General features: G+C 69.6%; 12 protein-coding genes and 1 pseudogene. 6 read left to right on the forward strand and 7 right to left on the reverse strand.

The window, feature by feature from the left end; all coding sequences use genetic code 11:
- Positions 1-13 precede the first annotated feature (13 nt).
- Both F8M74_RS26585 and F8M74_RS26590 read right to left on the reverse strand, forming a co-directional pair.
- Positions 14-9,160, reverse strand: a complete 9,147-nt coding sequence (locus tag F8M74_RS26585) for a non-ribosomal peptide synthetase (RefSeq protein WP_141255125.1) — start codon at positions 9,158-9,160, stop codon at positions 14-16.
- Positions 9,157-15,636, reverse strand: a complete 6,480-nt coding sequence (locus tag F8M74_RS26590; RefSeq protein WP_171410304.1) for a type I polyketide synthase — start codon at positions 15,634-15,636, stop codon at positions 9,157-9,159. The genes F8M74_RS26585 and F8M74_RS26590 overlap by 4 nt, the downstream gene beginning before the upstream one ends.
- Before the next feature lie 632 nt (positions 15,637-16,268).
- On the opposite strand from F8M74_RS26590, the gene F8M74_RS26595 reads away from it, so the two are divergent.
- On the forward strand, positions 16,269-16,805 hold the full coding sequence (locus F8M74_RS26595) for a DUF2378 family protein (protein ID WP_140798657.1): 537 nt from the start codon (positions 16,269-16,271) through the stop codon (positions 16,803-16,805).
- A gap of 4 nt (positions 16,806-16,809) precedes the next feature.
- On the opposite strand, the gene F8M74_RS26600 is transcribed toward F8M74_RS26595, so the two are convergent.
- Both F8M74_RS26600 and F8M74_RS26605 read right to left on the reverse strand, forming a co-directional pair.
- Positions 16,810-20,412, reverse strand: a complete 3,603-nt coding sequence (locus tag F8M74_RS26600) for a M1 family aminopeptidase (RefSeq protein WP_141255123.1) — start codon at positions 20,410-20,412, stop codon at positions 16,810-16,812.
- A gap of 9 nt (positions 20,413-20,421) precedes the next feature.
- Complete coding sequence (locus tag F8M74_RS26605; protein WP_141255122.1) at positions 20,422-21,303, reverse strand: ABC transporter ATP-binding protein; 882 nt, start codon at positions 21,301-21,303, stop codon at positions 20,422-20,424.
- Positions 21,304-21,369: 66 nt separating this feature from the next.
- Between F8M74_RS26605 and F8M74_RS26610 the strand changes: the two genes are divergently transcribed.
- On the forward strand, positions 21,370-22,641 hold the full coding sequence (locus F8M74_RS26610; protein ID WP_141255121.1) for a cellulase family glycosylhydrolase: 1,272 nt from the start codon (positions 21,370-21,372) through the stop codon (positions 22,639-22,641).
- Positions 22,642-22,657: 16 nt separating this feature from the next.
- On the opposite strand, the gene F8M74_RS26615 is transcribed toward F8M74_RS26610, so the two are convergent.
- The 3 genes from F8M74_RS26615 to F8M74_RS26625 form a co-directional block, all read right to left on the reverse strand.
- The gene (locus tag F8M74_RS26615) at positions 22,658-23,398 is read right to left on the reverse strand and encodes a response regulator transcription factor (RefSeq protein WP_141255120.1); all 741 of its coding nucleotides are present in this window, start codon (positions 23,396-23,398) and stop codon (positions 22,658-22,660) included.
- On the reverse strand, positions 23,395-24,678 hold the full coding sequence (locus F8M74_RS26620; protein WP_141255119.1) for a sensor histidine kinase: 1,284 nt from the start codon (positions 24,676-24,678) through the stop codon (positions 23,395-23,397). The genes F8M74_RS26615 and F8M74_RS26620 overlap by 4 nt, the downstream gene beginning before the upstream one ends.
- A gap of 109 nt (positions 24,679-24,787) precedes the next feature.
- Complete coding sequence (locus F8M74_RS26625; protein WP_228559389.1) at positions 24,788-25,174, reverse strand: hypothetical protein; 387 nt, start codon at positions 25,172-25,174, stop codon at positions 24,788-24,790.
- A 122-nt stretch (positions 25,175-25,296) separates the two neighbouring features.
- Between F8M74_RS26625 and F8M74_RS26630 the strand changes: the two genes are divergently transcribed.
- The 4 genes and pseudogenes from F8M74_RS26630 to F8M74_RS26645 form a co-directional block, all read left to right on the forward strand.
- Positions 25,297-26,064: a HesA/MoeB/ThiF family protein gene (locus F8M74_RS26630; protein ID WP_141255117.1), complete on the forward strand. Its 768-nt coding sequence runs from the start codon at positions 25,297-25,299 to the stop codon at positions 26,062-26,064.
- Entirely contained in the window at positions 26,052-26,291 is a 240-nt protein-coding gene (locus F8M74_RS26635; RefSeq protein ID WP_141255116.1) for a sulfurtransferase TusA family protein, read from the forward strand. Before F8M74_RS26630 ends, F8M74_RS26635 begins: the two co-directional genes overlap by 13 nt.
- 7 nt (positions 26,292-26,298) lie before the next feature.
- Positions 26,299-26,571 (forward strand): MoaD/ThiS family protein, encoded by a 273-nt coding sequence (locus F8M74_RS26640; protein ID WP_141255115.1) that lies wholly within the window; start codon positions 26,299-26,301, stop codon positions 26,569-26,571.
- Between the two features lie 5 nt (positions 26,572-26,576).
- Positions 26,577-26,885 (forward strand): annotated as a pseudogene (locus F8M74_RS26645) (ThiF family adenylyltransferase); the annotation flags it as partial.
- Positions 26,886-26,924: the final 39 nt, after the last annotated feature.

Here is a 26,924-nt window from a genome sequence, read left to right on the forward strand (position 1 = left end):
CCTTCCACCTGGCTCATCGCGGCTTCTTGGTCAGCGTGAGCACGCGCTTCAAATCCTTGGCACTCAGACGCGCCGCCGGGAAGTCAGACGCCACCCGGACCGCCGCGGCGGGCTCCGCGCGCTCGCGAATCATCGCTCGCACGTTGGCGTGGAACTCCGCGTTCAGTCGCTCGATGGTCTCCTTGTGGAAGACCTTGGCGCCGAAGGTCCAGTCGAGGCGGAGACGCTGGCCCGCTTCGACCACGGCGTTGAGCTCGATGCGGTGGGGCCGGGTGGCGCCAGGCGCGTGCAGCAGGCCCAGTCCCTCCTTGGCGCGGCCTCGCACCACGCCCTGCGTCGGAACGGCGCCCATCTGTCCCAGGTAGTTGAACACGATGCCCGCGTTCGGAATCGCGCCGAGCCTCGAACGAATCGCCGCATCCGGCGACAGCGCACGGAGCACGCCGTAGCCGATACCGCCACGAGGCGTCCGGCGCAGCGCGTCCTTCGCGCGGGCCAGCGTCTCACGCACGCTTTCCCGGGCACCCACGTGCAGGCGGAGCGGGAAGAGCGCGGTGAACCAGCCCACCGTGCGGCTCAGGTCCACGTCCTCGAACAGGAACTCGCGTCCGTGGCCTTCCAGGTCGATTCGGACGGTGCTGTTGCCGGACCAGCCCGTGAGCGTCCTGGCGAGCGCGGCAATCAGGGCCTCGTTGACCTTGACGTCGTACGCCGTCGGGACCTCGTTCAGCAGCAGCTGGGTCTCCTCCGCCTCCAGCCACGTCACGAGCGTGCCCGCGTCGCTGACCGTGTCCGGGGCGTGGGGGTCGTTCAGCGGCAGGTCCTGCGAGTCGTCTCGCTGCGCCGTTGCGAGCCAGGCGTCGAGCTCGGCCCGGGCGTTGGGCGTCGCCGCATACGCTTCGAGCCGCTTCGCCCAGTGCTGGAAGGACGTCGTCTTCGGCGGGAGGCCGACCTCCTGGCCATTCGACAGCTGGCTGTACGCCGTCAGCAGGTCCTCGATGATGATTCCCCACGACACGGCGTCCACCACCAGGTGGTGGGCCACCAGCGCGAGCCGCGCGGAGTCCCCACCCAGTCGCAGCAGGGCGGCGCGCATGAGCGGGCCCTGCTCCAGGTCCAGGGACTCGTGGAGGTCGGCGAGCGCCTCTTCCACGAGCTCGCTCCCGTCCACGTCCAGCGTGTCCAGGGGAATGCCAGTCAGCGCCTCCTCTTCCGCGTGGAACTGGGTCCAGCCGTCACCGTCCTTGCGGTAGCGGAAGCGGAGCGCGTCGTGGTGGCGCTCCACCGCTTCGAGCGCACCGCGGAGCGCGGCCAGGTCGATTCCTGGCTCCACGTCGAGCATCACCGCCATGTTGAAGTGCTGCGGCCCGGCGCGGTTCTGGTCGAAGAACCAATGCTGGATGGGGGTGAGGGGCGCGCTGCCCGTCACGAGCCCCTGCTCGGCGTTGATGACCTGGGTGCTGGAGGCCACGCGCGCCAGATCGGCGATGGTCTGGTGCTCGAACAACTGGCGCGGTCGCAGCCGCAGGCCCTGCTGGGTGGCGCGGGAGATGATCTGCAGCCCGAGGATGGAGTCACCGCCGAGCGCGAAGAAGTTGTCGTGGATGCCCACGGACTCCTTCTTCAAGACGGTGGCCCAGATGCTGGACAGGATCTGCTCCTCCCGCGTCCGCGCATCGGCGAAGGCGGCGGGCGCCTGGGCCTGCACGGGGTCCGGAAGCTTCTTGCGGTCCACCTTGCCGCTGGGCGTCAGCGGGAAGGTTTCCAGCACGACGAAGTGCGCCGGCACCATGTAGTTCGGAAGCAGGCCCATGGCATGGTCGCGCAGGGACTGAATCGTCAGCGACGTGCCCGGACGGCCCACTGCATAGGCCGCGAGCTGTCCCTGGTGGACCACGATGACCGACCGCTGGACCGCGGGGTGGCTGTCGACGACGGTCTCCACCTCACCCAGTTCGATGCGGTAGCCGCGCAGCTTCACCTGGTCGTCGATGCGGCCCAGGAAGTCGATGCTGCCGTCGGCACTCCAGCGCGTGAGATCACCGGTCCGGTAGAGCCGGGCGTTCGGAGCGTCGGAGTAGGGGTCCGGGATGAAGCGCGTCCGGGTGAGCTCGTCGAGTCCATGGTACCCGCGCGCGAGCGCCACACCGCCCACGTACAGCTCGCCGGGAACCCCGATGGGGACCTGCCGCTGGTCGGCGTCGAGGATGCGCGCCACGAGCCCCGGCAGGGGCCGGCCGATGGACGGAACGCCCGTGTCGCCCTTCTTGAGCTCGGCGACCGTCGCGATGACCGTCGTCTCCGTCGGACCATACGCGTTGACGAAGCGGCGGGTGTCCGTCACCCACTTCTTCACGAGCTCCGCGGGGAGCGCTTCTCCGGCAGCGATGAGCACGCGGAGAGCGGGATAGGCCCCCTCCGGCAGCGTCGCGAGCGCGGAGGGCGACAGCACCACCTGGGTGATGTGCTTCTCCGTGAGCACCGCCGCCAGGGCCTCGCCCACGCGCGCGGTCTCATCGGTGGGCAGCACCAGCCGGGCACCGCTGGCGAACGCCATCACGATGTCCCAGACGGACACGTCGAAGGACAAAGACGCCGCCTGGAGGATCCGACTGTCCGGTCCGAGACCGAAGAGCGGGGCAGAGGCCACGGCGATGTTCGCCACGCCCCGGTGTTCCAGCACCGCGCCCTTCGGCTTCCCGGTGGAGCCCGAGGTGTAGATGACGTAGGCGGCGGAGCCCGCGTCGGGGAACGCCAGGGTGGACGGCTCGGCGTGCTCCGGCACGGGCTCGTCCATCCACAGCGTCTGCCCCCGGAAGCCCGGCCGCTCGCCCAGGGCGCGCTCCGTGAGCAGCACCTCCGCGCCCGAGTCGTCCAGCATGTGGCCCAGGCGCGCCTGGGGGTACTCCGGGTCGAGCGGCACGTACGCGCCGCCGGCCTTCCACACGCCCAGGATGCAGGTGATGAAGTCCACCGACTTCGGCAGGCAGATGGCGGCCCGCTTCTCAGGTCCGAAGCCCAGCGAAACGAGGTGCCGGGCCAGGCGCGTCGCCCGCCGGTCGAGTTCGCCGTAGCTCAGGCGGACGTCGCGATGCTCCAGGGCAATGGCCTCAGGTGCGCGCGCGACCTGCGCCAGGAACAGCTCCACCACCGAGTCGGGCGCGGGCGGGGCACTGGGGCCTTGCTCCCACTTCGCCACCAGGCTGGCTTCGCTCGCACCCAGTAGCGCGAACTCGGGCACTCGGCGCTCAGGAGCCTGCACCGCATCGCGGAGCATGACGACGAGGTGCTCGGCCATCCGCTCGATGCGCTCGCGGTCGAACAGGTCCGCGCTGAACTCGAGCAGGCCGGAGAGGCCATCCGCGGATTCCTGCATGGACAGCGTCAGGTCGAACTTGGCGGTGACGCTGTCCAGGTCGAGCAACTGCACGTCGAGCCCGTCCAGCGCGGGCGGTGAGAACGGCGCGTTCTGGAGCGCGAACATCACCTGGACCAGGGGCTGGCGGCTGAGGCTCCGCTCGGGCGCGACCACCTCCACCAGCTTCTCGAAGGGCACGTCCTGGTCCGCGTAGGCGTCCAGGGCCGTGCGCCGGACGCGCGACAGCAATTCCAGGAAGCTGGGGTCGCCGGACAGGTCCATCCGGAGCGCGAGCGTGTTGACGAAGAAGCCAATCAGCGGCTCCGCCGCCGCGCGATTCCGGTTCGCCACCGGCGAGCCGATGATGAGGTCCTTTTGGCCGCTCAGCCGTGACAGGTAGGCGGTGAAGGCCGCCAGCAGCGTCATGTACAGCGTGGCGCCTTCCCGGCGGCTCAGCTCCTTCAGGCGCGCCGTGAGGGAACGGTCCACGTCGAAGCGGACCACGCCACCCCGGTACGTCGGCGTCTCCGGCCGGGGCCGGTCGCTGGGGAGGTTGAGGGACGTGGGCGCCCCCGCCAGGCGCTGCTTGTGCGCTTCAATGGACTCCGCGAGCGCACCGTCCCGCAGGAGCTGCCGCTGCCACAGCGCGAAGTCCGCGTACTGGACCTGGAGCGGCGGCATGGCCAACTCACGCTGCGAGCGCAGCGCGTTGTAACCGGCCGCGAGCTCACGCGCGAGGATGCCCACGGACCAGCCGTCGGAGACGACGTGGTGCATGGTCAGGACCAGCACGTGGTCCGACTCCGAGATGCGGAAGAGGCGCATCCGCAGCAGCGGGCCCCGCTCGAGGTCGAACGGCCGGGAGACCTCCAAGCCGGCCTGGACCTGGATGAGCTTGAGCAGCTCCGCCTCCGAAGCGCCATTCGGGTGGACCAGCTCCTCACTGGGAGGAAGCTCGGCCGTGACGTTCGTGGAGATGGCCTGGAAGGGCTGCGCGCCTTCCGCCGGGAAGCACGTGCGGAGCACTTCGTGCCGCTGGACGATGGCGTCCAGGCTCTGCCGCAGGGCCTCATGGTGGAGGGGGCCTCGGAGCCGGAGCACCAGCGGGATGACGTAGATGGGTGCCCGCGTCTCCTCGATGCGGTCCACGATCCACAGCCGCTCCTGGGAGGACGACAGCGGGATGCGCTCCGGGCGCTCCATGGGCCCGGTGAAGTCGACGGCGGCCGCTCCGGGGCGCTGGCGTTGCTGTTGGACGGCCGTCACGAGCCCCGCGACGGTGGGGCTCGCGAAGAACGTGCGCAGCGGAATCTCCACGCCCAGTACGGCGCGAATCCGGGACACGACCTGCGTGGCCAGCAACGAGTGGCCGCCCAGGTCGAAGAAGCTGTCATGCACGCCCACGCGCTCCGCGCCGAGCAGCTCGGCGAAGATGCTGGCCAGGATCTCCTCCTCGCCGTTGCGCGGCTCGACGTAGGCCGTCTCCAGGCCCTGTGAGACGGATGGAACGGGCAGGGCGCGCCGGTCCACCTTTCCGTTCTCGGTCAGGGGAATCCGGTCGACGACCATGATGCTTGCGGGCACCATGTACTCGGGAAGGCTCGCCTGCGTCCGCTTGCGCAGCTCGCTCTCCAGGCGGCGATCCACGCGGCTCCGGAGCGGGTCATTGGCGCGGCGTGCCCCCGCGACGATTTCCGGCGCACTGCCGAAGAGGGCCACGGGCCCGTGCGCCGACTTCGCGGCCGGGGTGAAGACCGCGTCGAAGGAACCATCCACGCCGCCGCGCGACCAGTCGAGGGCGACGTTGAAGGACAGGGCCTCCGCGAGCTGGTGGAGAGACTCGGGGTCGATGCCAGGCTCCGGATCGCTCGCGGGCGTCGTGGCGTCGCGGTCCAGCACACGCCGACGGAGCTTCTCGAAGGAACCGGGCCGCGAGGACGCTCCATCCGTCACGCTCGCCAGGGCGTCCAAGGATGCCTCGACTCGTGCGTTCCGGATGCCGCGCAGGCCGACACGCCGGGTGCCGTCCTGGGTCAGCCGGGCGCGGAGCTCGGGCAGGCTCACGTTGCCCGGGCCCCAGGCCACGTCGGAGGCGGGGCTGGGCGGGGTATCCAGGTGGATGAGCACGTCGTAGCGGAAACGCGTCAGCTCGTTCAGGCATGCGCCCCGCTTCGGGCGAATCTCCACGTGGGTGAGGCGGGGGATGCGCTGCTTGAGGGCCCAGAAGAAGTCCGGGGCGAGCACCAGCTCCTCTTCCGCCGCCATGCGCTGCGCCACGCGGTCCTTGAGCACCTGCGGCTCGAGCGTGCCGGACGCCTGCGCCAGGACGATGGACGCATGGAAGGCCTCCAGCAGGCGGAAGTTCCGCACGTCACCCACGAAGATGACGCCGCCTGTGTCCAGCCGCTGTGAAGCCTTCTCCAGGGCCTGGGCGAGGTACTCCGCGCTCGGGAAGTACTGGACCACCGAGTTCAGCATCACCGCGTCGAAGCGCATGTCGCCGAAGTCGATGCCGTCCAACTGGTCCGCCGCGCAGTGGAAGAGCTTCGCGTGTTCGAGCCCGGCCGACTTCGCCGTGACGCCCCGGAGCATGTTGACGACGACACCCGAGACGTCCGTGGCCCAGTACGCCTCCGTGGACGGAGCAATCCGCGTGAGGAGCAGACCCGTGCCGCAGCCGATCTCGAACACGCGGCGGGGCTCCCGCACGAGAATCTGGTGGACCGTGTGGTCGACCCACTCCTTCATCGCCTCCGCGCTGAGCGGTGCGCCGGTGTAGCTGCTGTCCCAGCCCGCGATGTTGAAGCTGGGGTCCAGCTGCGGCTCGCTGGCGGAGCGTGCATAGAGGTCGTCGTAGAGCGCCTTCCACTCGCCCACGTGCGTGTCGCCGACGCCGCCGTCCGCATCCGAGGACAGGAGCGTCTCCGCGGCGTTGTCCCTGGGCACGACGTAGGCGGCGATGCGTCGGTCGTCCGCGCTCCGCTCATGCGTGGTGACGTAGGCATCAGCGACCGCCGGGTGCGTGGCGAGCACCGACTGGATTTCACCCAGCTCGATGCGGAACCCGCGAATCTTCACCTGATCGTCGATGCGCCCCAGGTACGTGAAACCGCCATCCGGAAGGCGGATGGCGAGGTCGCCCGAGCGGTAGAGCCGCTTGCCCGGCGAGGACGGGTCTTCGATGAAGCGCTGTGCGGTGAGCTCGGGGCGCTTCAGGTAGCCGCGTGCAACACCAGCGCCGCCGACGTACATCTCCCCCGGAACGCCGGCCGGTACGGGCTGGCCGTGCTCGTCGAGCAGGTGCAGCTCGAGGTCCGGAAGCGGGCGTCCGATGGGGCTCGCGGCGGAGGTGAGGTCGGCCTCGGTCACCCGGTAGTACGTGACGTGCACCGTGGTCTCGGTGATGCCGTACATGTTGATGAGCTGCGTGCCGGCGTCCCCATACCGCTCGAACCAGGGGCGCACGGTCGCCGCGTCCAGCGCCTCGCCACCGAAGATGATCCACTTGAGGCTGAGGCCGCCCTTGCCATCCGCGATGGACGGCGCGCGCGTCAGCGCTCGGAACGCGGACGGCGTCTGGTTGAGGACCGTCACGCCCTCACGTGCAATCAGCTCACCGAAAGCCTCGGGCGCGCGCGTCATCCAGTGGGGCACGACGACCAGGCGCCCGCCGTACAGCAGCGGTCCCCAGAGCTCCCAGACGGAGAAGTCGAACGCCGCGGAGTGGAACAGCGTCCAGACGTCATCCGGCCCGAAGCCGTAGAGCGGCTCCGACGTGGTGAACAGCCGGGTGGCGTTGGCGTGGGTGACGATGACGCCCTTGGGGCGCCCCGTCGAACCAGAGGTGTAGATGACGTAGGCGGCGTTGTCCGGCGTGATGGCCGGCTCGGGATTCGGCGTGCGCCGGCCGCCCTGCCAGTCGAGCGCGTCCACGAAGACGGTGGGAACTCGCTGGGTGGGAAGCTCGCCGGTGCGGCTGGACTCAGTCACCAGCGCGGCGACCTCCGCGTCCTCCAGGATCAACGCGAGCCGGTCCTTCGGGCTGGCGGGGTCCAGCGGCACATAGGCGCCGCCGGCCTTGAGCACGCCGAGGATGGAAACGACCAGCTCCGCGCTGCGGTCGACGCAGATGCCCACCAGTGACTCGGGGCCCACGCCGTGGTCGCGCAGCGCATGCGCCAGGACATTCGCCCGGCCGTTGAGCTCGGCGTAGCTGAGGTGCGTCTCGCCAAACGTCAGCGCGGTGGCATTCGGGCTGCGCTCGGCCTGGGCCTCGAACCAGCCGGTGAGGGTCTGGGCGGTGGTGACGGCCGGGGCGCTTTCAACGCGCGCCTCGTGCGCGGGGGACGGGGCCTTGACCGCCAGGGACAGCCGGGCCACCGGTTCATCCGGCGCGCGGACCATCTCCTCGACGAGCTTCTCGAAGTAGCCGCGCCACAGGGCGACGGTGTCGTCGTTGAAGAGGGCGCGGTTGAAGCGGAGCACGCCGGAGAAGGCGCCCCGCGTCTCCCACATCTCCAACGTGAGGTCGAACTGCGACTCCTGGTCGCTGATGGGGAAGGGCTCGAGCTGCAGGTTGCCCCAATAGACGCGGGCGTCCTCGTCGGGCGAGGCCCACAGCGCCATGGCGCCGCCGCCCTCGCGCGAGGCGTGGAGCGAGATGGACGCCTGGAAGAGGGGAGACACGCCAGGACGGCGCTCGATGTTCAGTCGCTCCACGAGCGATGCGAACGGGAAGTCCTGGTGCGCGAGCGCCTCGTGGACGACGGTGCGCATCCGGCCCAGCAGGGTCCGGGTGGAGGGCGCACCGGAGAGGTCCGCGCGCAGCGCCACCGCGTTGGCGAAGTAGCCCACCACGTCATGGAAGGCGGAGCCGGGCCGGCCCGCCGTGGGCGAGCCAATCAGGATGTCCTCCTGCCGCGCCAGACGCCCCAGCAGGGCGGCATAGGCGGACACGAGCACGACGAAGGGCGTGGACTCGGCGCTCTGCGCGAGCGCCTTGATGCGGGCCGTCAGCTCCGCGGAGAGGCGGAACGGGCTCGCGCCACTCCGGTTCGCGGCGACCGCCGACCGGCTGCGGTCGGCGGGAAGCGCCAGGATGGGAAGCTCACCATCGAGCTTCTTCTGCCAGTAGTCCCAGTGGGCCCGCCCCGCGGCACCCGACATCGTCTCCGCCTGCTGCGCGACGAAGGCGGCGTAGCTGCCCGTGACGGGCGGCAGGGACGGCTGCTCGCCTCGCGCGATGGCCTGATAGAGCTGATTGAACTCCTGCTGGAGGATGCCCGCGGACCACCCGTCGTAGACGATGTGGTGGACGGTCATCAGGAGGACGTGGTCCTCGGCCCCCAGGGAGAAGAGGTTCCCCCGGAGCAGCGGGCCCCGCTCCAGGGAGAACGGCTGACGGTAGGCGCGGGCCACCTCGGCCTGGAGCTGCTCGGCGCTCCAGCCCTGCGCGTCCACGTGGGTGAAGCTCGGCTCGAGGGTCGGGTGGCACGTCTGGACGAGCTGCCCTTCCGCGGTGGACGAGAACGTGGTGCGCAGGGACGCGTGGCGCTCGGCCAGCATTCCGAACGCGCGCTTGAGCGACGCCACATCCATTTGCGAGCGGATGCGCAGCGCGAAGGGCGTGTTGTAGGCCGCGCTCTCCGGGTCCTGCTGGTGCAGGAGCCATAGCGCTTTCTGACCAGACGCGAGCGGGGAGAGGCGGGGGGCCGCCTTCCCGGACTTCGCCATGAGCTCCGCGAGCAGCTTGCGCTTCGCCTCGAGTGAGAGGCCCTTCATGTTGTCAGCCGGGGTGCTCATGCCGTCTCCCTCTCCTGCGCCGTCTGCGCGCTCTCCTGCGCCGTCTGCGCGGCGAGCATGGCCTGGAGGATCGTGTCCAGCTCGCCCTCCGACATGTTGTTCACCTGCTGCTCGATTTCTGCTTCCTCCGTCACCGGTTCAGGCGCGGGCGCAGCGGCGGCGGCAGCGGGCCCGTCGAACTTCGATGACAGGTTGGTGGCGACCTCCACCAGACTCCCGGCGCGCAGCAGCTCCAGCGCGGGAATCTCGATGCCGAGCGCCTCGCGGATGGTCCGCTGGACCTGCATCGACAGCAGCGAGTCCACGCCCAGCAGGGAGAGGGGCTTCTGCGGTTCCACCCGCTCCATGGGAATCTGGAGAATGGTGGCGAGCCGTTCGACGAGGAACTTCTCCAGCTCCGGCTGCCGGGCCTCGGGGGCCAGCCCCGACAGATGTCCGCGCAGCTGCTCCGCCTCGTTCTGGGCGCCACCCTGGGCACTGCCCAGCAAGTGTGACGTCCTGGCGGACTTGCCCAGGTGCGGGGCGGCGCGGCCCAGCTTGGACCACTGCACGTCGAAGAGGCCCAACTGCGGCGTGCGCAGGCGCAGCACCCGCTTGAGCGCGGTCAACACGGTGGCGGGCGCCATCGGGTTGAGGCCGAGCGATTCGAGGTAGGTTCGCACCGCTTCGTCCTGGGCCATGCCGAACTCACCCAGCACGCCCCAGTGGATGCTGATGGCCGCCAGCCCTCGCGCGGCCCGGTGCTCCGCGAGCGCGTCGAGGAAGCTGTTCGCCGCGACGTAGTTGCCCTGACGCGGGTTGCCAATCAGCGCGGCGACGGACGAGAACAGGACGAAGAGGTCCAGCGGCCGGTCCTGCGTCAGCTCGTGAAGAATCCACGCGCCGCCCGCCTTGGGAGACATGACGCGCTGGAGCCGCTCGAGGTTCAGGTCGGGCATCGGCGCGTCGTCCAGCACGGCCGCCGTGTGCAGCACGCCCTTGAGCGGCGGGTGCGTGGCGTCGATGCGCGCGAACAGTGCCCGCATGTCGTCCAGGCTGCTGACGTCAGCGGCGGCCGCGGTGACGCGAGCGCCGGCCGCCTCCAGGTACTGGACCAACTGCCTGGCTTCCGGCGTGGAGGCGCCCTTGCGGCCGGTGAGCACGAGGTTCCGCGCACCCTCCGCGACCATCCAACGGGCGAGCGCGAGGCCGAACCCGCCGAAGCCGCCGGTGACGAGGTACGTGGCGTTCGCATCGAAGAGCGGCTCGTCCGCCGCCGGAGCGAGCGCGAGCGGCTCACCATCGGCGAACGTCAGCGTGAGCCGGGCCAGCCCCTGGTCTCGCGAATGTTCCGCCAGCCACGCCGGTGCCTCCTCGGCGCGGGTGACGGGCCAGGACTCGGACGGCAGCGCCGGCAGTGTCTGGAACCGGCCGAGGACGGACTGGAGCCGCGCGGCGACCTCCTGGGGACGCTGGCGCAGCATGGCCGCGACGTCCACGCGTGCGCAGGCCGCGCCACGGGGCCAGGCGGTGGCGAACAGGCCCTCCGCCGGAGCGAGCGGGCCCGCATCGACGAAGCGGCCGAATGCCCCGAGCACACTGGTGATGGTGGGCTCCGCGTCGCAGGACGCGTTCACCAGCAGGTCCACACCCGCGCCCTCCGTCCACTCCAGGATGTCTTCCGGGAGGGAAGGCGAGCGCCGGTCGAAGACGCGAACGCCCTCTGGCACCTGCCGCGTGTCGCCGTCCAGGATGATGGCCGTCCGGGCTCCCGCGGCGCGGCCGAGCTCGACCACGGCGGTCCCCACGCCACCGGCGTCCCCGATGACGAGGAGCCGTTCGGAGGTCTGGATGTGGCCATGCACATGGAGCGCGCACTCCGCGCCGAGGAAGGGCAGCAGCCGTCCCTGGGACGTGCCGGCGCTGACGAAGTCCCGGTCCAGGCGCAGCACCACGTGCGTGCCCACCACGGGCGCTTCTTGCGTGACCAGCGCCTGCACCACCTGGCCGGACGTGAAGCCCGGGGTGGCCTCGCCCACCGCGACGACCACACCGCCCACCTCCAGCGGCCAGTGCGTGTCGGACGCACGCCGGCCTTGCACGGCCGCGGCGCGGGTCAGCGTCACGTGGGTGACCTTGATTTCGACCTCTCCGCGCGCGGGCTGCTTGCGCGTGGCGCGACGCGGTCGGCGCTCGGCGCCGTCGAGGGCGATTTCGAACACCTGCTCCACGCCGGCCGACGCGGGCGTGCCCTTCGTCTGGGCCTCCCACTCCGGAAGGGGCTTCGCGCTGAGGCGGCGGACGAAGCGGCGGGTGTCGCGCAGCGCGACCTCCTCCTCCTGCGTCTCCGCCAGCAGCTCACGAGCAAGTCGCTCGATCAGCTCCGGCTGAGACGCCGAGGCGCCCTTCGGCAGGTCGATGGAGCGGGTCCGCAGGTGTGGGAACTCCGCGGGGACGACGCGCGCGAAGCCAATCAGCGGCGTGGCGGACAGCGCACCCAGACCGTCACCCGGGGCCGCGCGCTGTGCGTCGCGGGTGACGATGCGCAGCGACGCGCCATCGCCCGGCGCCAGGGCCAGCACCACGTCGAGCAGCGCCTGCACGTCGTTCGACTCGACTCCCGGACGCGCGTCCAGGCCGGCGAGGTAGGCAACGTGCTGGATGCGGACACGGCCCACGGCCTCCACGAGGGAACGGACGTCCTCCGCGTTTCCGGGACGAATCTGGAAGCGGTGGTTTGACTCGCGGACGAACGTCTCGCCCCGCGTCACCAGGACTAGGTCCTGGATGCCGGTCCGCTGGAGTTCACGCATGAGCTCGGCGCCGATTCCGCCCTGGTCGGCGAAGACGAGCCAGGTGCCCTGGCTCTTCGCGGGTAGCTCCTCGGCGGTGGCCTCGAAGGCGTGCGTGTACGTCCAGTCGTAGAACGCCGGCCTGGGCACGGACTCCTCACGGTCCGCGAGCGCGGCGCACTCGACGCCCGTCAGCCTCGCGGCCACCCGTCCATCGCCGTCCAGCAGCGTGATGTCGCACTCGAGCTTGTGGGCCGTGCGCGCGCGAATCCGGGCATGGCACCACAGCGGCGCGTGGGGCGCGGGCGGCGTGGAGAGCTGGATGCTCCGGCAGCCCATGGGCAGGTAGAGCCGCGCGTCGTCCTCGGGAAGCCAGGACACCATGGCCTGGAGGCACGGGTCCAACCACACGGGGTCGAGCAGCATCTGCGAATCAGCGGTGATGCGCGCCACTTCCGCTTCGGGAAGGACAATCTCGGCCAGCAGTTCCTTCTCGTTGCGGCGCAGCGTGCGGATGCCGCGCAGGCTGGGGCCATACTCGAGCCCGCGCGTCGCCAGCATCCGGTACAGCGCCTCGGTGTCGAGCGGCGCCTCGGCGTGGATGCCGAGCTCGCTCACCCGGGCCTGTGTCTCCGGTGGTGTGTGGACGTTCCGGCGGATGCGCGCGGTGGCGTGACGGGTCCACGCCGTGCGGTTGTCGCGCGGCCGGCTGTAGATGGTCACCGTCTGGGCCGCCTCGTCGTACGTGGTCCGGACAACGGGCTCGTCATGGCCGGTGACGACGAGCGCGTTCTCGAACCGCACCTCTTCCAGTGCATGCGGCTCGGAGAGGCCCATGGCGCGGCGAACGGCGAGCGCCAGCTCGACGTAGGTGGCGCCAGGGACGACGAGCGAGCCCCGGACGCGGTGGTCCTGGAGGCACGGCAGGAAGCGCGCGTTCAGCCCGCGCTCCCAGGTGGGCAGCGGCGCGGAGACGCGGGGGCCGAGCAGCGAATGCTCGTCGGAACCCCGACGGTCCGTGAGGGCCTCCTCCGACTCGTGCCAGTGCTTCTCACGCTGCCAGGGGTAGGTGGGGAGCGGGGTGTAGCGCGAGCCCTGTGGATAGAGGCCGCTCCAGTCGATGGGAATGCCCGCGACGTAGAGCTCGGCCACGGCCTTGGTGAACGTTTTGTGCTCGGGCTCCTGTCGCCGGAGGGAGGTGAGGACGCGGCCCTCGACGCGGGCCTCCGCGCAGCACTCCTTGATGGACGCCAGCAGCACGGGGTGGGGCCCCAGCTCGATGAAGAGCCGGTAGCCGTCCTTCAGCATCTGCCCCGCGGCCTTCGCGAAGAGCGTGGGCTCGCGGATGTTGTCGCACCAGTATTCCGCGTCGTAGGCAATGCCTTCGATGCGCCCGCCCGTGACGGTGGAGTAGGTGGGCAGGTGCCCGGCGGAAGGCTTCAGCGCGGCCAGGCAGCGGCGCAGCTCTGGCTTCAGGCCCTCCATGGCGGGGCTGTGGTACGGCACCTCGACCTTCAGGATGCGCTGGAACACGCCGCGCGCCTCCAGCTCCGCGGCGATCTCCTCGATGGCCTTCGCGTCACCCGACAGCGTCACCGCGTTGGGGCCGTTGATGGCGGCGATGGACACCAGGTCCTCACGCCCCCGGATGGCGGCGCGCGCGCCTTCCTCGGAGAGGCCCACGGCGGCCATCTTTCCCTGGCCCGCGGCCTTGGCCTGGATGCGGCTTCGCTCGTAGATGACGAGCATGGCCTGCTCCAGCGTGAAGCGGCCGGCGGCATAGGCCGACGCGACCTCACCCGCGCTGTGGCCAATCACCGCCGCGGGCGTGATGCCCGCGCGCCGCCACATCTCCAGCAAGCCAATCTGGAGGAACGTGTTCGCGGGCTGCGCGATGTCCGTCCGCGCCATGTTGGAGGACTTCTCGTCCGCGAGCATCTGCTCCAGCAGCGACCAGCCCGCCAGCCGCTGGAAGAGGGCGTCGCAGCGGTCCAGGGTGGCGCGGAACAGCGCGTCCTGCGCGTAGAGCTCCCGGCCCATGGCCCACCACTGGGGCCCCATGCCGGTGAACACGAAGACGGGCCGGGCATCCGCGGCCTGGAGCGTCCGGCCGGAAGCGCCCAGCTCGGCGGGGTTGCCCGACGCGAAGGACTCCAGCCGCGCCGTCAGGTCGGCCACGTCCTCCGTCGCCAGCAGCGCCAGCCGGTGCTCATGGTGGCCGCGGCGCGTGGCCGCGGAGAAGCAGATGTCCGACAGCGAGGCCGACGCCGGCGCGGCGAGCATCTCCGCGTAGGACCGGGCCAGGGCGCGCAGGGCCTCGGGGCTGCGGGCGGAGAGGGGGAGGAGCAGCGGCGCCGGGGTTGCGTCGGCGCGGGCCTGCGATACGGCGGACGGGGCCTGCTCGATGACGCAGTGGGCGTTGGTGCCGCCGTAGCCGAAGGAGTTGACGCCCATCCGCAGCGGCTCGTCCTTCCGGGGCGCGAGCGTTTCAAGCGCGCGCGGGATGCGGATGCCCAGCGTGTCGAAGGGGATGGCGGGGTTGAGGTTGCGCAGGTTGGCCTGCGGGGGCAACTGCCGGTGCTGCAGGCACAGGCTCGCCTTGATGAGACCGGCCACGCCGGCCGCGGCCTCCAGGTGTCCGATGTTGGCCTTGAGCGAGCCGACCCACGGTCCCTGGCCGTCCTCGCGCTTGGAGACGGCGCCCAGGCCACCCAGCTCCGCCGGGTCACCCACGGCGGTGCCCGTGCCATGGGCCTCGAAGGCATGGATTTCGGTGGGGTCCAACGCGGCGCTGGCGCAGACGCGGCGAATCAGCGCTTCCTGCGCGCGAGAGCTCGGCGCCGTCATGGACTCGCTGTGGCCGTCCTGGTTGACGCCCGTTCCTCTAATGACGGCGTAGACGCGGTCCTGGTCTCGGACCGCGTCGGAGAGCCGCTTGAGCACCACGATGCCGGCGCCCTCGCCACGGCCGTAGCCGTCCGCGCGGGTATCAAAGCTCTTGGAGTACCCGTCCGCCGACAGGAACTTGCCCTTGCTCATGGCTACGAAGATCTCGGGCCGGAACATGACGTTGACGCCCCCCGCCAGCGCCAGTGACGTGGTGCCGTTCCGCAGGTCCTGGCACGCCAGGTGGACGGCGACCATCGACGAGGAGCACGCCGTGTCCAGGGAGATGCTCGGCCCCTGGAAGTCGAACATGTACGATAGGCGGTTGGAGAGCACCGTCATCGTCGAGCCCACCGCCGTGTGCGGTCCGATGAGCTCGCGGTTCATCGGCCCCATGTGCGTGAGCATGCTGTCGAGCATGAACCCGCCGACGTAGACACCCGTGGGGCTGCCCGCGAGCTTGTCCGCCGGAAGGCCCGCGTCCTCCAGGCTCTCCCACGCCACCTCCGCGAGCAGCCGCTGCTGCGGATCGAGCGTCGCCGCCTCCCGGGGCGAAATGGAGAAGAAGGCCGCGTCGAACGTGTCGATGGCCTCCTGCAGGAAGCCTCCCGCCCGCACGTACGTCTTACCTGGCTTGTCTGGGTCCGGGTCGTAGTACCGGCGGTGGTCCCAGCGCTCCTTCGGGACTTCTACGATGGCGCAGCGGCCCTGGGTGAGCAGCTCCCAGAGGTGGCGTGGTGACTTCGCGCCCCCTGGAAAGCGGCAGCCGATGCCAATGATTGCGATGGGGTCGTGCTCAATATTGGACACTGCGCTCATATCTAAAACCTACGCCAATAGCGGATTGCTCGTAAAGCCAAGGCTGTATTCTTAACTCTCGAGATTGGTTGTGTATGAATGGGTTACAGCATGTGTCACAGCCGCGTGCCCTCTGAGACACGACGTCTCAAATCGGTGAGAAACGATCGAGGCCAGGTTTCTTCACCCAATTCCTGTTGCGGATGTCGCGCGGGGCTCCCCCTCTGGCATTGGCGCACGGGGACATCCTCTCAGGACTGTCTGACACTTGTGAGGCTCCGCCGTGTCCCTTGCTCCCTTGCCAGTGCGCGTCTTCCGTCATGAATCGGAACACGGCCGCTGGGAGCGACTTTGGGCCGTTGCTCCGGATTCTCGACTCGCGAGACGCTTGTGTCGCCGCATGTCACAAGGACAGCTTCGTCGCCGGGTTGGATGATTCATTCTCACTCGCTGAGACATCGGGAGTGATGTGAGGCATCCAGGTCTACTTCACGCCCGTGGAGTGGGGGATGCCGCCCACGCTGCTGGCCCGGCTCCAACTGCCAGACCACTGCGGCCTTCGCGGCGATTGAGCGCGGACGTTGGCCAGTCAAACAACGCCGGTGCATCCGCTTTCCCGAGCCGCTTGACTTCCCTAGGGTGCCGCGCCACCGATGCCAGCCGAAGTCACTGTTCAATCAACGTTATTCGAATCCCTGGTCCGCATGGCGCAACCCGACGCGAAGCTCCAGGCCGAGTTCCTGGCCGCGGGCTTCGACATGGACAAGCCCCGCGCCACCTATCCAGCGGCCGTGTTCGCGGGTTGTCAGGACGCGACGGTGCGCTACCGCTACCAGGGCATGGACCGTAAGTCGGCCTACCGGACCCTGGGGCGGGAGCTGGTGCGCAGCTACTTCGACACCCTGGTGGGCAAGGTGGTGGGCATTGCCCTCAAGGTGGCTGGGCCCGAGCGCGCCATGAAGCGCGTGTCGCTGAGCTTCAGCTCCGTCTTCTCCCCGGTGGACATCCAGGTGGAATCCCTGGGGCCGGCGGACTGGCGCGTCCGCTTCCGGGGCTACCCCTTCCCGGCGGAGGCCGCCGCGGGCACCTGTGAAGGTGCGCTGCGGCAGGCCGGCGCCACCGAGCCCCAGGCGAACGTGGAACGCTACGAGCCGCCTGACGGCTTCGACCTGCGCATTCGCTGGAGCTGACCCGTCAGGGCGTGGACGGGCTCCCCAGCGCTACCGCGGACGCGACGGTGGGCTCCGTCACGTTGTCGGTGGACGTGCGGTCGATGAGCACGTTGAGCGGGTCGATGCCCACCTGGACGGGCTTCACGGGAACGGTGAAGGTGAGCTCCGATTCGCCCTTCGTCACCCGGCGCTTCTCCAGGAAGACGGCCTCGCCGCGCTCGTCGAGCGCGCCAACGTCCATCCAGTCGTTGAAGTCCACCTCCGTCTGTTCGCCCTTCTCATCGGCGCGGTACTTCTTCGCCTTCACCTTGAGGGTGACGTCCCAGGTGCCCTGGTCGTTCTGCCGCACCTGCGCGGAGACGGCGCGGTTGTCGTAGAGGGTGATGTTCTCGAACAGGTCCTCGATGAGGTACTGGTACTCCGGCGGCGTCTCTTCCCGCAGGAAGCCCAGCAGCTCGGAGGAGCCGGTGTACGGCGGGCCCTGGAAGCGGACCTTCTCCACGTAGCGGCGCAGGGCGCGGTTCACCCGCTCCTCGCCGATGAAGTCCTGCAGCGCGTACATGACGAGGCTGCCCTTCTGGTAGTGGATGTACATCTGCTGTTCCACCCGTGCCAGCGGCACCTCCTTCTTCGATTCGAACGCGCGGGCCGCGAGGTAGCGGTCCAGCTCGAACTTGAGAAAGCGCTTCATCTTCATCGGCCCGAAGCGGTGCTTCATCACCATCAACGCGGCGTACTGCGACATCGTCTCCGACGTCATCGTGGCGCCCTGCGCGCGCGCGCCCACCACCTGGTGCGCCCACCACTGGTGGGCAATCTCGTGCGCGGTGACGTAGTACGGGTAGTCCACGTCGTCGGCGCGTCCGTCCTCCACGCGGGCGATGAAGCCCAGTGCCTCCGAATACGGAATCGTATTGGGGAAGGACTGGGCGAAGCTTGCGTAGCGGGGGAACTCCAGGATGCGGGCCTGCCGGTGCTGATACGGCCCGAAGTTCTCGCTGCAGTACTCCAGCGTGTCCTTCATGCCGCGCATCATCCGGTCCAGCGCGAAGGTGTGCGTGGGGTGGTGGTAGATCTCCAGCTTCACGTCGCGCCACGTGTCGCGCATCACCTCGTAGCGCGCGGACAGGACGGAGAAGAAGTTGAGGATGGGTTTGTCCATCCGGTAGTGGAAGAAGCGGCGGTTGCCCTCGGTCCACTCCTTCTCCAGGTAACCCGGGGCAATGGCAATCTGGTCCTTCGCTGTGCTCACCGTGGCCTCGAAGGCGATGAAGTCCGAGTCCTGGCGGATGTAGTTGTCCTGCTTCGCCTTCGGGTCGTCGCGGTCCGGCATGCGCTCGCGAGGCGGCAGGTCGTAGTCCTTGCGGTCCCGGTCGTTCCCCAGCTCGGCGTCCTTCTGGTAGCCCAGCGCAGGCAGGTTCATGTTGTCGAAGAAGGTGCCGTTGCCCACGATGTCCGTGCGCGCCCCACCGTGCTTGAAGCCCTTCGTGCCGAACTCCAGGTCGAACACGATGGCGGAGTCGGCGCCGGGGGCCAGCGGCGTGGGCAGTTCGTAGATGAAGATGCCGAGCTCGGCGTCATGCATCGCGGGCTTCGTCACGCCCGCCAGGGACAGGCCGCGCACCCGGGCGTCGTCCGGCAGGGTGAGCATCACCTTGGAGATGGGCGCGTCGGTCTTGTTGCGGATGCGGTAGCTGCCCAGGGCCTCCAGGCGCAGCTCTTCCGGGTGGATGTGGAAGGTGACCTTCGCGGCGGTGATGCGTGGGTGGGGCAGGGCGGCGTAGGACGCGTACTCTTTTTCGTAGCGGGCCTGCTGCCGCTCCCGGTCCTTCCGCGTGATGTACGGGTTGAGGATGTGGGTGTTGTAGTAGATGAATGCGCCCGCCCCGATGAAGACGCAGAGCGACAGCGCCGCGGCCGCCGTCCACGCGCCCGTGCGCCGCGCTTTGGCCGCTGCCCAGCGCTGCTTCCAACGCGCCTCCCGGCCTCGGACGGTGAGCAGGTAGCCCACCGCCACGAGCAACGCCGCCAGCCCGTACCAGTAGACGCGGTGCCACACGAGCGCGGGGATGATGCTGCCGAAGCGGTTCAGGTCGGAGTAGCGGAGCGTGGGCTCGGAGCCGTAGCGGACCAGCAAGTCTTCCACGCCCATCAGGCCCAGCGCGGCCTGGAGGACGAAGTAGAGCACCATCACCAGGTACGCCAGGTACTTCTGATGGATGAGCACCTGCGCGAAGAAGGCCAGCACGCACAACAGCGCGTCATGCGGGAAGTCCAGCAGGAAGAGCTGTGTGGCGTAGAGGTTCCACTCGATGTTGACGTAGCCGCGAAGCACCTGGGAGAGCAGCGCGGACAGCAGCGCCACGGCCTTCAGGGAGAAGGCCACGAGCAGCAGCGCCCCCAGCTTCGCGCCATAGGTGACCCAGGACGGCACTCGCGTGGCGTCCACGATGTCGGCCAGCCCCGCGTCGCGCTCCTTCCACACCAGCTCACCCGCATAGAAGGTGATGGTGATGAGCAGGAAGGGCTGGAACGTTCGCGTGGCCGTCTCCAGCACCTGCCACGTCACCGGCCAGGTGGCGGTGCCGTATATCTGCTTCGAGATGGAGATGCCCATGGTGCCCATGGCCAGCCCCGCCACGACGAAGGACCAGAACACCGGGGAGCGGAGGATGTCGCGGTATGCCAGCCAGGAGGTGGCGAAGGCCGTGCGCAGCCAACTGCCCGTCGTGGGCGCCGCCAGGGTGGTGGGGATGGCGACCGGGGCGGGGGCCTCCTTCTCCTTGTGCGTGCCGCGTCCCCGCTGCTCCTCCACGGTGGTGCGGAAGCGCAGGACGGCCAGCCCCAGGAGCGCGGCGCCCACCACACTCCACAGCAACCGGTTGGCGAGCAGCAGCCCGGCGAAGGGGACGTGGTCCTGGTTGCGCTCGGCCGCCGTCCAGTAGCGGGTCGCGTTCTCGAAGGTGAGGAAGCTGAACGGGTCCAGCAGGGACGCCAGGTCCTGGTGCTGCACGTCGGACGTGGCGGCGCTGAGCACCAGGTACCCCATCACCAGCACCACGACGCCCACGTACACGGGGGCCATGCGCCGCGTCAGGGCGGCCAGCGAGAAGAAGACGGCGCCGGCGAAGAAGAGCGTGGGCCAGACGCCGACGACGTAGGGCCAGAGGTAGGAAGTGAGCTGGAACGGAGCGAGCCGCTCGGCATCCACCAGCCACACGCCCGCGGCGCCCACCAGCAGCCCGGGGATGATGGCCAGCATCAGCACCGCGCTGAAGAGGTACGCGCCCAGGAACCGGCCGAGCAGGTACGGGCCCTTCTTCACGTTCTTCGTGAAGATGAGCATCCACGTGTTGTGGCCGAAGTCCTGGTAGGCGGCCTGGCCGAAGACGGCGGCCACCATGAAGAGGCCGACGTAGGCCATGCCGGTGGTGAAGTAGAAGATGGTGTGCGGGCTGTTGACGCCGACCAACTCTGGGCCCGACGCCACCGAGAACCCCTTGAACACGGCGCCAATCGCCAGCGTTATCATCGCGGCGGCGGCGGCCAGCGCCAGGGCGTAGACCCAGGTGGAGATCATCTTCACCCGGCGCCGCAGTTCGAAGGTCAGGAGGGCAGTGAACATGGCGGGCCCTCAGGACTGCCTGGTCGCCCGGGCGAGCGCGTGGAAGTAGACGTCCTCCAGGTCGGGGCTGGCGGGCTCGAAGCCCTCTGGCGGGGACTCTGCGTAGACGTGGACCAGTCGCTTACCGGCCACGCGCCGCACGGCGATGACCTCCAGCTGCTTCATGAGCGCGTCCAGCTCCTCCTGGTGGGTGACGAAGCGCTTCCACACGCGCTGGTGCAGGGACTCCACCAGCTTCAGCGGGTGGCCGCTGGCCACGACGTTCCCCTGGGCGAGGATGGCCATGTTCTGACAGAGGTCCGCCACGTCGGAGACGATGTGCGTGGACAGCAGCACCACCACGTCGGTGCTGATCTCCGCCAGCAGGTTGTGGAAGCGGAAGCGCTCAGCGGGGTCGAGCCCGGCGGTGGGCTCGTCCACGATGAGCAGCTTGGGATTGCCGAGCAGGGCCTGGGCGATGCCGAAGCGCTGCTTCATGCCGCCAGAGAATCCACCGAGCCGCCGGTCGCGATGCTCCCAGAGGTTCGTCTTCTGGAGGAGCGCCTTCACCGTGTCATGGCGCGGGCCGCGCTGGGCCAGGCCCTTGAGCTGCGCCAGATGGTCCAGCATGTCCCAGGCCGTCACCTTGGGGTACACGCCGAAGTCCTGTGGGAGGTAACCCAGCACCTCGCGCAGCCGGTCCTTGTCCCGGCGCAGGTCGATGCCGTCGAAGGTCATGGTGCCCGCATCCACGTCCTGCAGCGTGGCGATGCTGCGCATCAGCGTGGACTTGCCGGCGCCGTTCGGTCCGAGCAACCCGAACATCCCGCGCGGAATGGTGAGGTTGACACCCTGCAACGCACGGGTGCCGTTGGGGTACGTCTTCGACACGCCTTCCAGTCTGAGCTCCATGGCGGCGAACCTAACTCAGTCCTCGGGACCGATGCGTGGAGCGCGTGGCGTCGTTACCATGTAGGCATGCCCCTTTCTCGCCGGACCTCCACCGCCTCCGCGGCCGTCGCCTTCCTCCTGGGGGCCTGCGGAGAGGGGGACCCGGTCATGCTGGAGGCGGTGGCCGCAAGCTGCTCGGGCGGTCCGGCGCAACACCTGGACCGGTTGCCGTCCGGCGCCATGGTGCTCAACGCCTACTTCTTGCAGGAAGAGGCCACTCGGGACGCGCGGCGGGGGGCGGCGGAGTCTCCGGTGCTGGAAGAGGTGCTCGCCAAGGCCTCCGCGCTGGGCGTGCGCGCGCTGCGCACCAACGGACACAACGACGCGCTGTCGAAGGTGGGGGACACCGCCATCCAGGTGGCGCCGCTGGAGTACGACGAGGTGGCCCTGGTCGGCCTGGATTGGGTGCTCACCCGCGCCCGTTTCCATGGCGTTCGCCTGGTGCTGACGCTGGGGAACTACTGGGATGCGTACGGGGGGGCGCGCCAGTACGTGGAGTGGGCGGGCCTCCCCCGGCCCGTGGAAGGGGATGCCCGGTTCTTCACCGACCCGGTGGTGGTGGCGCACTTCAAGGCGCACGTGGCGCGGCTGCTCAACCGGGTGAACACGGTGGACGGCATCCGCTATGGCGACCACCCGGCCGTCCTGGCCTGGGAACTGCTCAACGAGCCGCGGGGACGGGGGCTGGACAAGGAAGGGGCGCGGCTGCGCGCGTGGATTGATGACGTGGCGCGCGAGGTGAAGAGGCACGCGCCCGGCCACCTGGTGGGGACGGGGGAGGAGGGCTTCGAGCCGTCTCCCGACGGGTACGACCCTGGCTTCTGGTCCCGCTCCGGGTCGCCGGTGCTTCGCACGCCGGGGGCCAGCTTCACGCGCAACACGGCGTCCCCGTACATCGACTTCGCGTCGGTGCACTTCTATCCGGAGTCCTGGGGCCTGGGCGGCATCGACACGGCCGAGGCCGGCGCCCGGTGGATTCGGGAGCACGCCGCCATCGCCCGGAACCTGGGCAAGCCCTTGTTCGTGGGCGAACTGGGGCTGCGCAACGAAGGCACGTTCGACGTGTCGCAGCGGCGCGCGCTCTATCGCGGCTGGCTGGAGTGCATGCGGAAGGAAGGCGTCGGCGCGGGTGCGCTGTGGATGTTCTCCAACGACGCCCGGCCGGAGGCCTGGGACGACTACACCTTCTACTACCGGGACGGCACGCAGCCGGGAGATCCGGTCAACCGGTACGCGGACCTGGTCATGGAGGCCGCCGCCGCGGAGCGTCCGGGCGCGGCGGTCTCCACGGGGCGCTGAGCGCGGGCGCTCCGGCTCAGACGGAGATGAGACCCTTGCGGATGCCTTCGGTGACGGCCTCCACGCGGTTGGTGACCTCCAGCTTCCGGTAGATGTGCTCCAGGTGCGTGCGGATGGTGGCCTTGCTGAGGTCGAGCAGGCGCGCCGCCTCGCTGTTGGACACGCCCTTGGCGATGAGCTGGAGGATTTCGCGCTCGCGGTCCGACAGCGGCTTGAGCAGGGGCTCCTGGGGCATGTCGCTGGCCGACGGCTCCGGCGCGGTGGGCGGCGAGGCCACGGGGCTGGCGTCGGGCTCTACGCGGAAGTGACGGAGCAGCCGGCGGGCCAGGTTGGGCTGGATGACGGTGCCGCCCGCGCGGACCTCCTTGATGGCCTCGATGATCTTGTCCACCGGGGCGCCCTTGAGCAGGTAGCCGGAGGCGCCCGCCTTCACGGCCTCCAGCACTTTGTCCTCCTCGTCGAAGATGGTGAAGATGAGGATTTCAATCTTCGGGAAGCGCGCCTTCACCTCGCGCGTCACGTCGATGCCGCTCATGCGGGGCAGGCCCAGGTCGAGCAGCAGCACGTCCGGCATCAGCTTGGGCACTTCCTCCAGCGCGGCTTCACCGGAGAGCGCGGTGCCGATGATGTCCATCTCCGGGTGGTTCTCGAAGAGGCGGAGCTGGTTCTTGAGGATCTTCGTTTGATCCTCGACCACGAAGACGCGAATGGGCGGCGAATCAGGAGGCTGCGGGGCGTCCACGGGAGCTCCGGTCATGACGGGCGACAGGGAAGGGAGAATGCCACCTGGGCGCCAGCGCCGGGTGACGAGTCCACGATGAGCTGGCCACCGAGCTTCATGGCGCGCTCACGCATGTTCAACAGGCCGTAGTGGCCGCGCGGCGTCCGGGAAGGGTCGAAGCCCTTGCCGTCGTCGCGTACGACGAGGTTGACACGGTCCTCGCTGAAGTCGAGCCGCACCTGGACGCCCTTGGCCTCCGCGTGCTTCACCGCGTTGGACAGCGACTCCTGGAGGATGCGGAACAGCGCCAGCTGCGCGTCCGGGTCCAGCTTGCGCTGGAGCCCGGTGCGCTCGAAGCGGATGTCCAGGCCCGTGCGCTCGCGAAACGTCTTCGCGTAGTCCTCCAGGCCCTGCGCCAGCTCGAAGTCCTCGCGCATCATCTGCAGGCTGCGCCGCAGCTCCTCGATGGACTCCTCCGCGGTGAGCTTCAGCTCGCGGATCTCCTCGCGCAGGCCCTCCTCGCGCGCGAGGTTCAGGATGTATTCGGACTGGATGATCATCGACGACAGGGACGCGCCCAGGCCGTCGTGGATCTCCCGGGCCATCCGGTTGCGCTCCTCCACCACCGCCAGCTCCTTGAGGTCTCCCTGGAGCGACACGACCTCGCGGTGCGCGGCGGCCTCGCGCTCGTTCAGGTACACGAGCACGTAGACGATGATGAAGTTGAGCGCCAGGTACCAGAGCAGGGTCAGCAGCTCCACCGCCGTCACGGAGCGGTTGAGGAGCAGGTCCAGCCGGGTGGTGATGGGCAGTGCCAGCAGCGGCGGGAGGATCGCCAGCGGCTTGGGATAGAGGATGGCGAAGAGCGTGGTGAAGAGCAGCTGCGTGGCCAGCAGCGGGCTCTGGAGACCGCCGCCGACGTGCGGCTTGGCGATGAGCACCACGCTGATGGTCACGTCCAGGCAGAGGGTGATGTACGTCACCCAGCGGCCGGCCTTGGGGTGGTCGATGACCAGGAGGTTGGCGACGCTGTAGAGCAGCATCGCGAAGTAGCCCACGAAGGAGAACGGACCGGTGAGGCCGAAGTAGCCGCTCCAGGCCGGCACCGCGAGGATGAGCAGGCCCAGGGTGAGGAACATCATCCGCGCGTAGAAGAGCGCGCGGGCCCGGGCCACGAAGCGGTCCTGCTCCCACGAGGCGGTCGCCTGCTCCGCCGACACGCTGTCCGTCAGCTTGCGGCGCTCCAGGACCTTCCGCACCCGGGCGCGCAGGTCGTTGGCAGGCGTTTCCTCGCTCAATGCGAGTTGGGAATCCATTCGTCCGGCAGTCTACGGGAGCAACCGGGGGGCCGGGAATCCCAGAGGTGGCCCGCCCCGCTTTCTGGGGGGCGAGGGGGCAGGCCCCACGCCGGGCGGAAGCACCGCGTTACTCCGCGGAAGCGTCACCCGCGCACGCCTGGCGGACCTCGGGCTTGTTCTTGAAGATGAAGTCCAGCCGGTCGATCTGCTCGCCCGTGCGCTCGTTGAAGAGCGGCGTGCCGCCCGCGTACATGCTGCCCTCCGGGTTGCCGTACGCGTCCAGCCCCTGCTTCTGGAGCCACGTGTCCACGCAGGCCTCCTGGGCCGCGCGCGCCGTGCTGCCTGAGCCCGCATCCTCGGCGCTCAGGGCTCCCTTGCTGGCGCCGGTGCGCGCGGCTTCGCCCGTCGCGGCGGAGGCGTCGGTGGGCCCCGGGGCCTCGCCCGACTTGCGGGTGCAGCCAGGCGCCAGGAAGAGGAGAGCGGAAAAGACGAGCACGCCGGTCAGGTTTTTCATATGTCCTGGCAGGTGGGGGCCGCGCGGACGCGGGACGGTGAAGAGACACCTGCGTCCTTCTGCATGGTGGTACGCAGGCGGCCCCACCATATTCGTTTCCGACCGCGTGGAGCAGTCATCCGATGCATGGCCACGGTACAGACCACCACCCCCGAATTCCCCATGCGTCCCGGCTGGAGCGCGCGCGCGTCCTGCTGGTGGGGGCTGGCGGGCTCGGATGCCCGGCGTCGTTGGCGCTGGCCCAGGCCGGTGTCGGGCACCTGACGCTGGCGGATCCCGACCGCGTGGACGTGACGAACCTGCCGCGCCAGCTCTGGCACCGGGGCGAAGACGTGGGCCGGAACAAGGCGGAGTCCGCGACGGCGGGCCTGGCGCGGGCCTTTCCCGGCCTGAGCACGGAGGCCATCCCCGAGCGCGTGGACGCGAGCAACGCGGAGGGGCTCTTCCGCGCGCACGACGCCGTCATCGACGCCACGGACGGCGTGGCCACCAAGTTCTTCCTGTCGGACGTGGCGGTGCTGACGGGCGTGCCGCTCATCTATGGCGGTGTGCTGCGCATGCAGGGCCAGGCGATGCGCGTGGACCCGGGGGGGCCGTGTCTGCGCTGCCTCTATGACGCGCCGCCTCCGCCGGACGCCGTGCCCACGTGTGCCCAGGCGGGCGTGCTCGGCTCGCTGGCGGGGCTGGTGGGCGCGGTGCAGGCCCTGATGGCGCTGGAGCTGCTGTCGGGCGCCGCGCGAGGTGGGCAGGGCGAGGCCACGCTGCACGTGTTGGATGCGGTGTCACTCCTGGGACGGCGGATACGCGTGGCGCGGGCACCGGACTGCGAGGGTTGTCGCGTCACGGCCATCCCCGCGTACCCGGAGTCTCCGGAGGCGTGCGCGACATGACGGCGATGCTGGACATCACCCGCGAGGTCTGTCCGATGACCTACGTGCGGACGAAGCTGAAGTTGGAATCACTGGAGCCGGGCACGTTGCTGGAGGTGCTCCTTCGGGGCACCGAGCCGCTGAAGAACGTGCCTCGCAACGCGCGCGACGAGGGCCACGAGGTCGTGTCCCTGGACGCGCTCCCGGACGGGACGCACCGGCTGGTGCTCCGCAAGCAAGGCAGGTGAGTGAGTCATGGCGACCCTTCGTATTCCCACTCCGATGCGGGGCTTCACCGGCAACCAGGCGGAAGTCTCAGCCCCCGGCGCCACCGTGCTTGAGGTGCTGAAGAACCTGGACGCGCGCCACCCGGGCATTGGCGGCCGGGTGTTCGACGAGCGCGGCGCGGTGCGGCGCTACGTCAACGTGTTCCTCAACGACGAGGACATCCGCGCGCTGAACGGGTTGGACACGCCGGTGAAGGACGCGGACCGCATCACCCTCATCCCCGCCATGGCGGGGGGCTGACGGCCATGGCGCTGCGCGAAGATCAGATCCTGCGCTACTCCCGGCAGATCCTCCTGCGCGAGGTGGGCGGACGTGGCCAGGAGTCCCTGCTCGCGGGCACGGCGCGGTTGGATGGCATTGGCGCGTCGGGGCTGACGGCGGCGGCGTACCTGGCGGGAGGTGGCACGCCAGTGTCGGGCGCGGGCTCGCTGACACTGGGGCCCTGGGCGCCGGGTTTCCTGATGGGGCCTTCCGACGTGGGCCTGCCCGTGACGGAGGCGCTGGCCCGTGAGGTGCCCGCGCTGAACCCGGACGCGGGCGCGGTGGGGCAGGGGCTGGCTCTTATACACATCTGACGCTGCCGACGAACTTAC

The organism is Myxococcus sp. CA023 (assembly GCF_010998615.1).
In the GTDB taxonomy this organism is placed as follows: Bacteria; Myxococcota; Myxococcia; order Myxococcales; family Myxococcaceae; genus Myxococcus.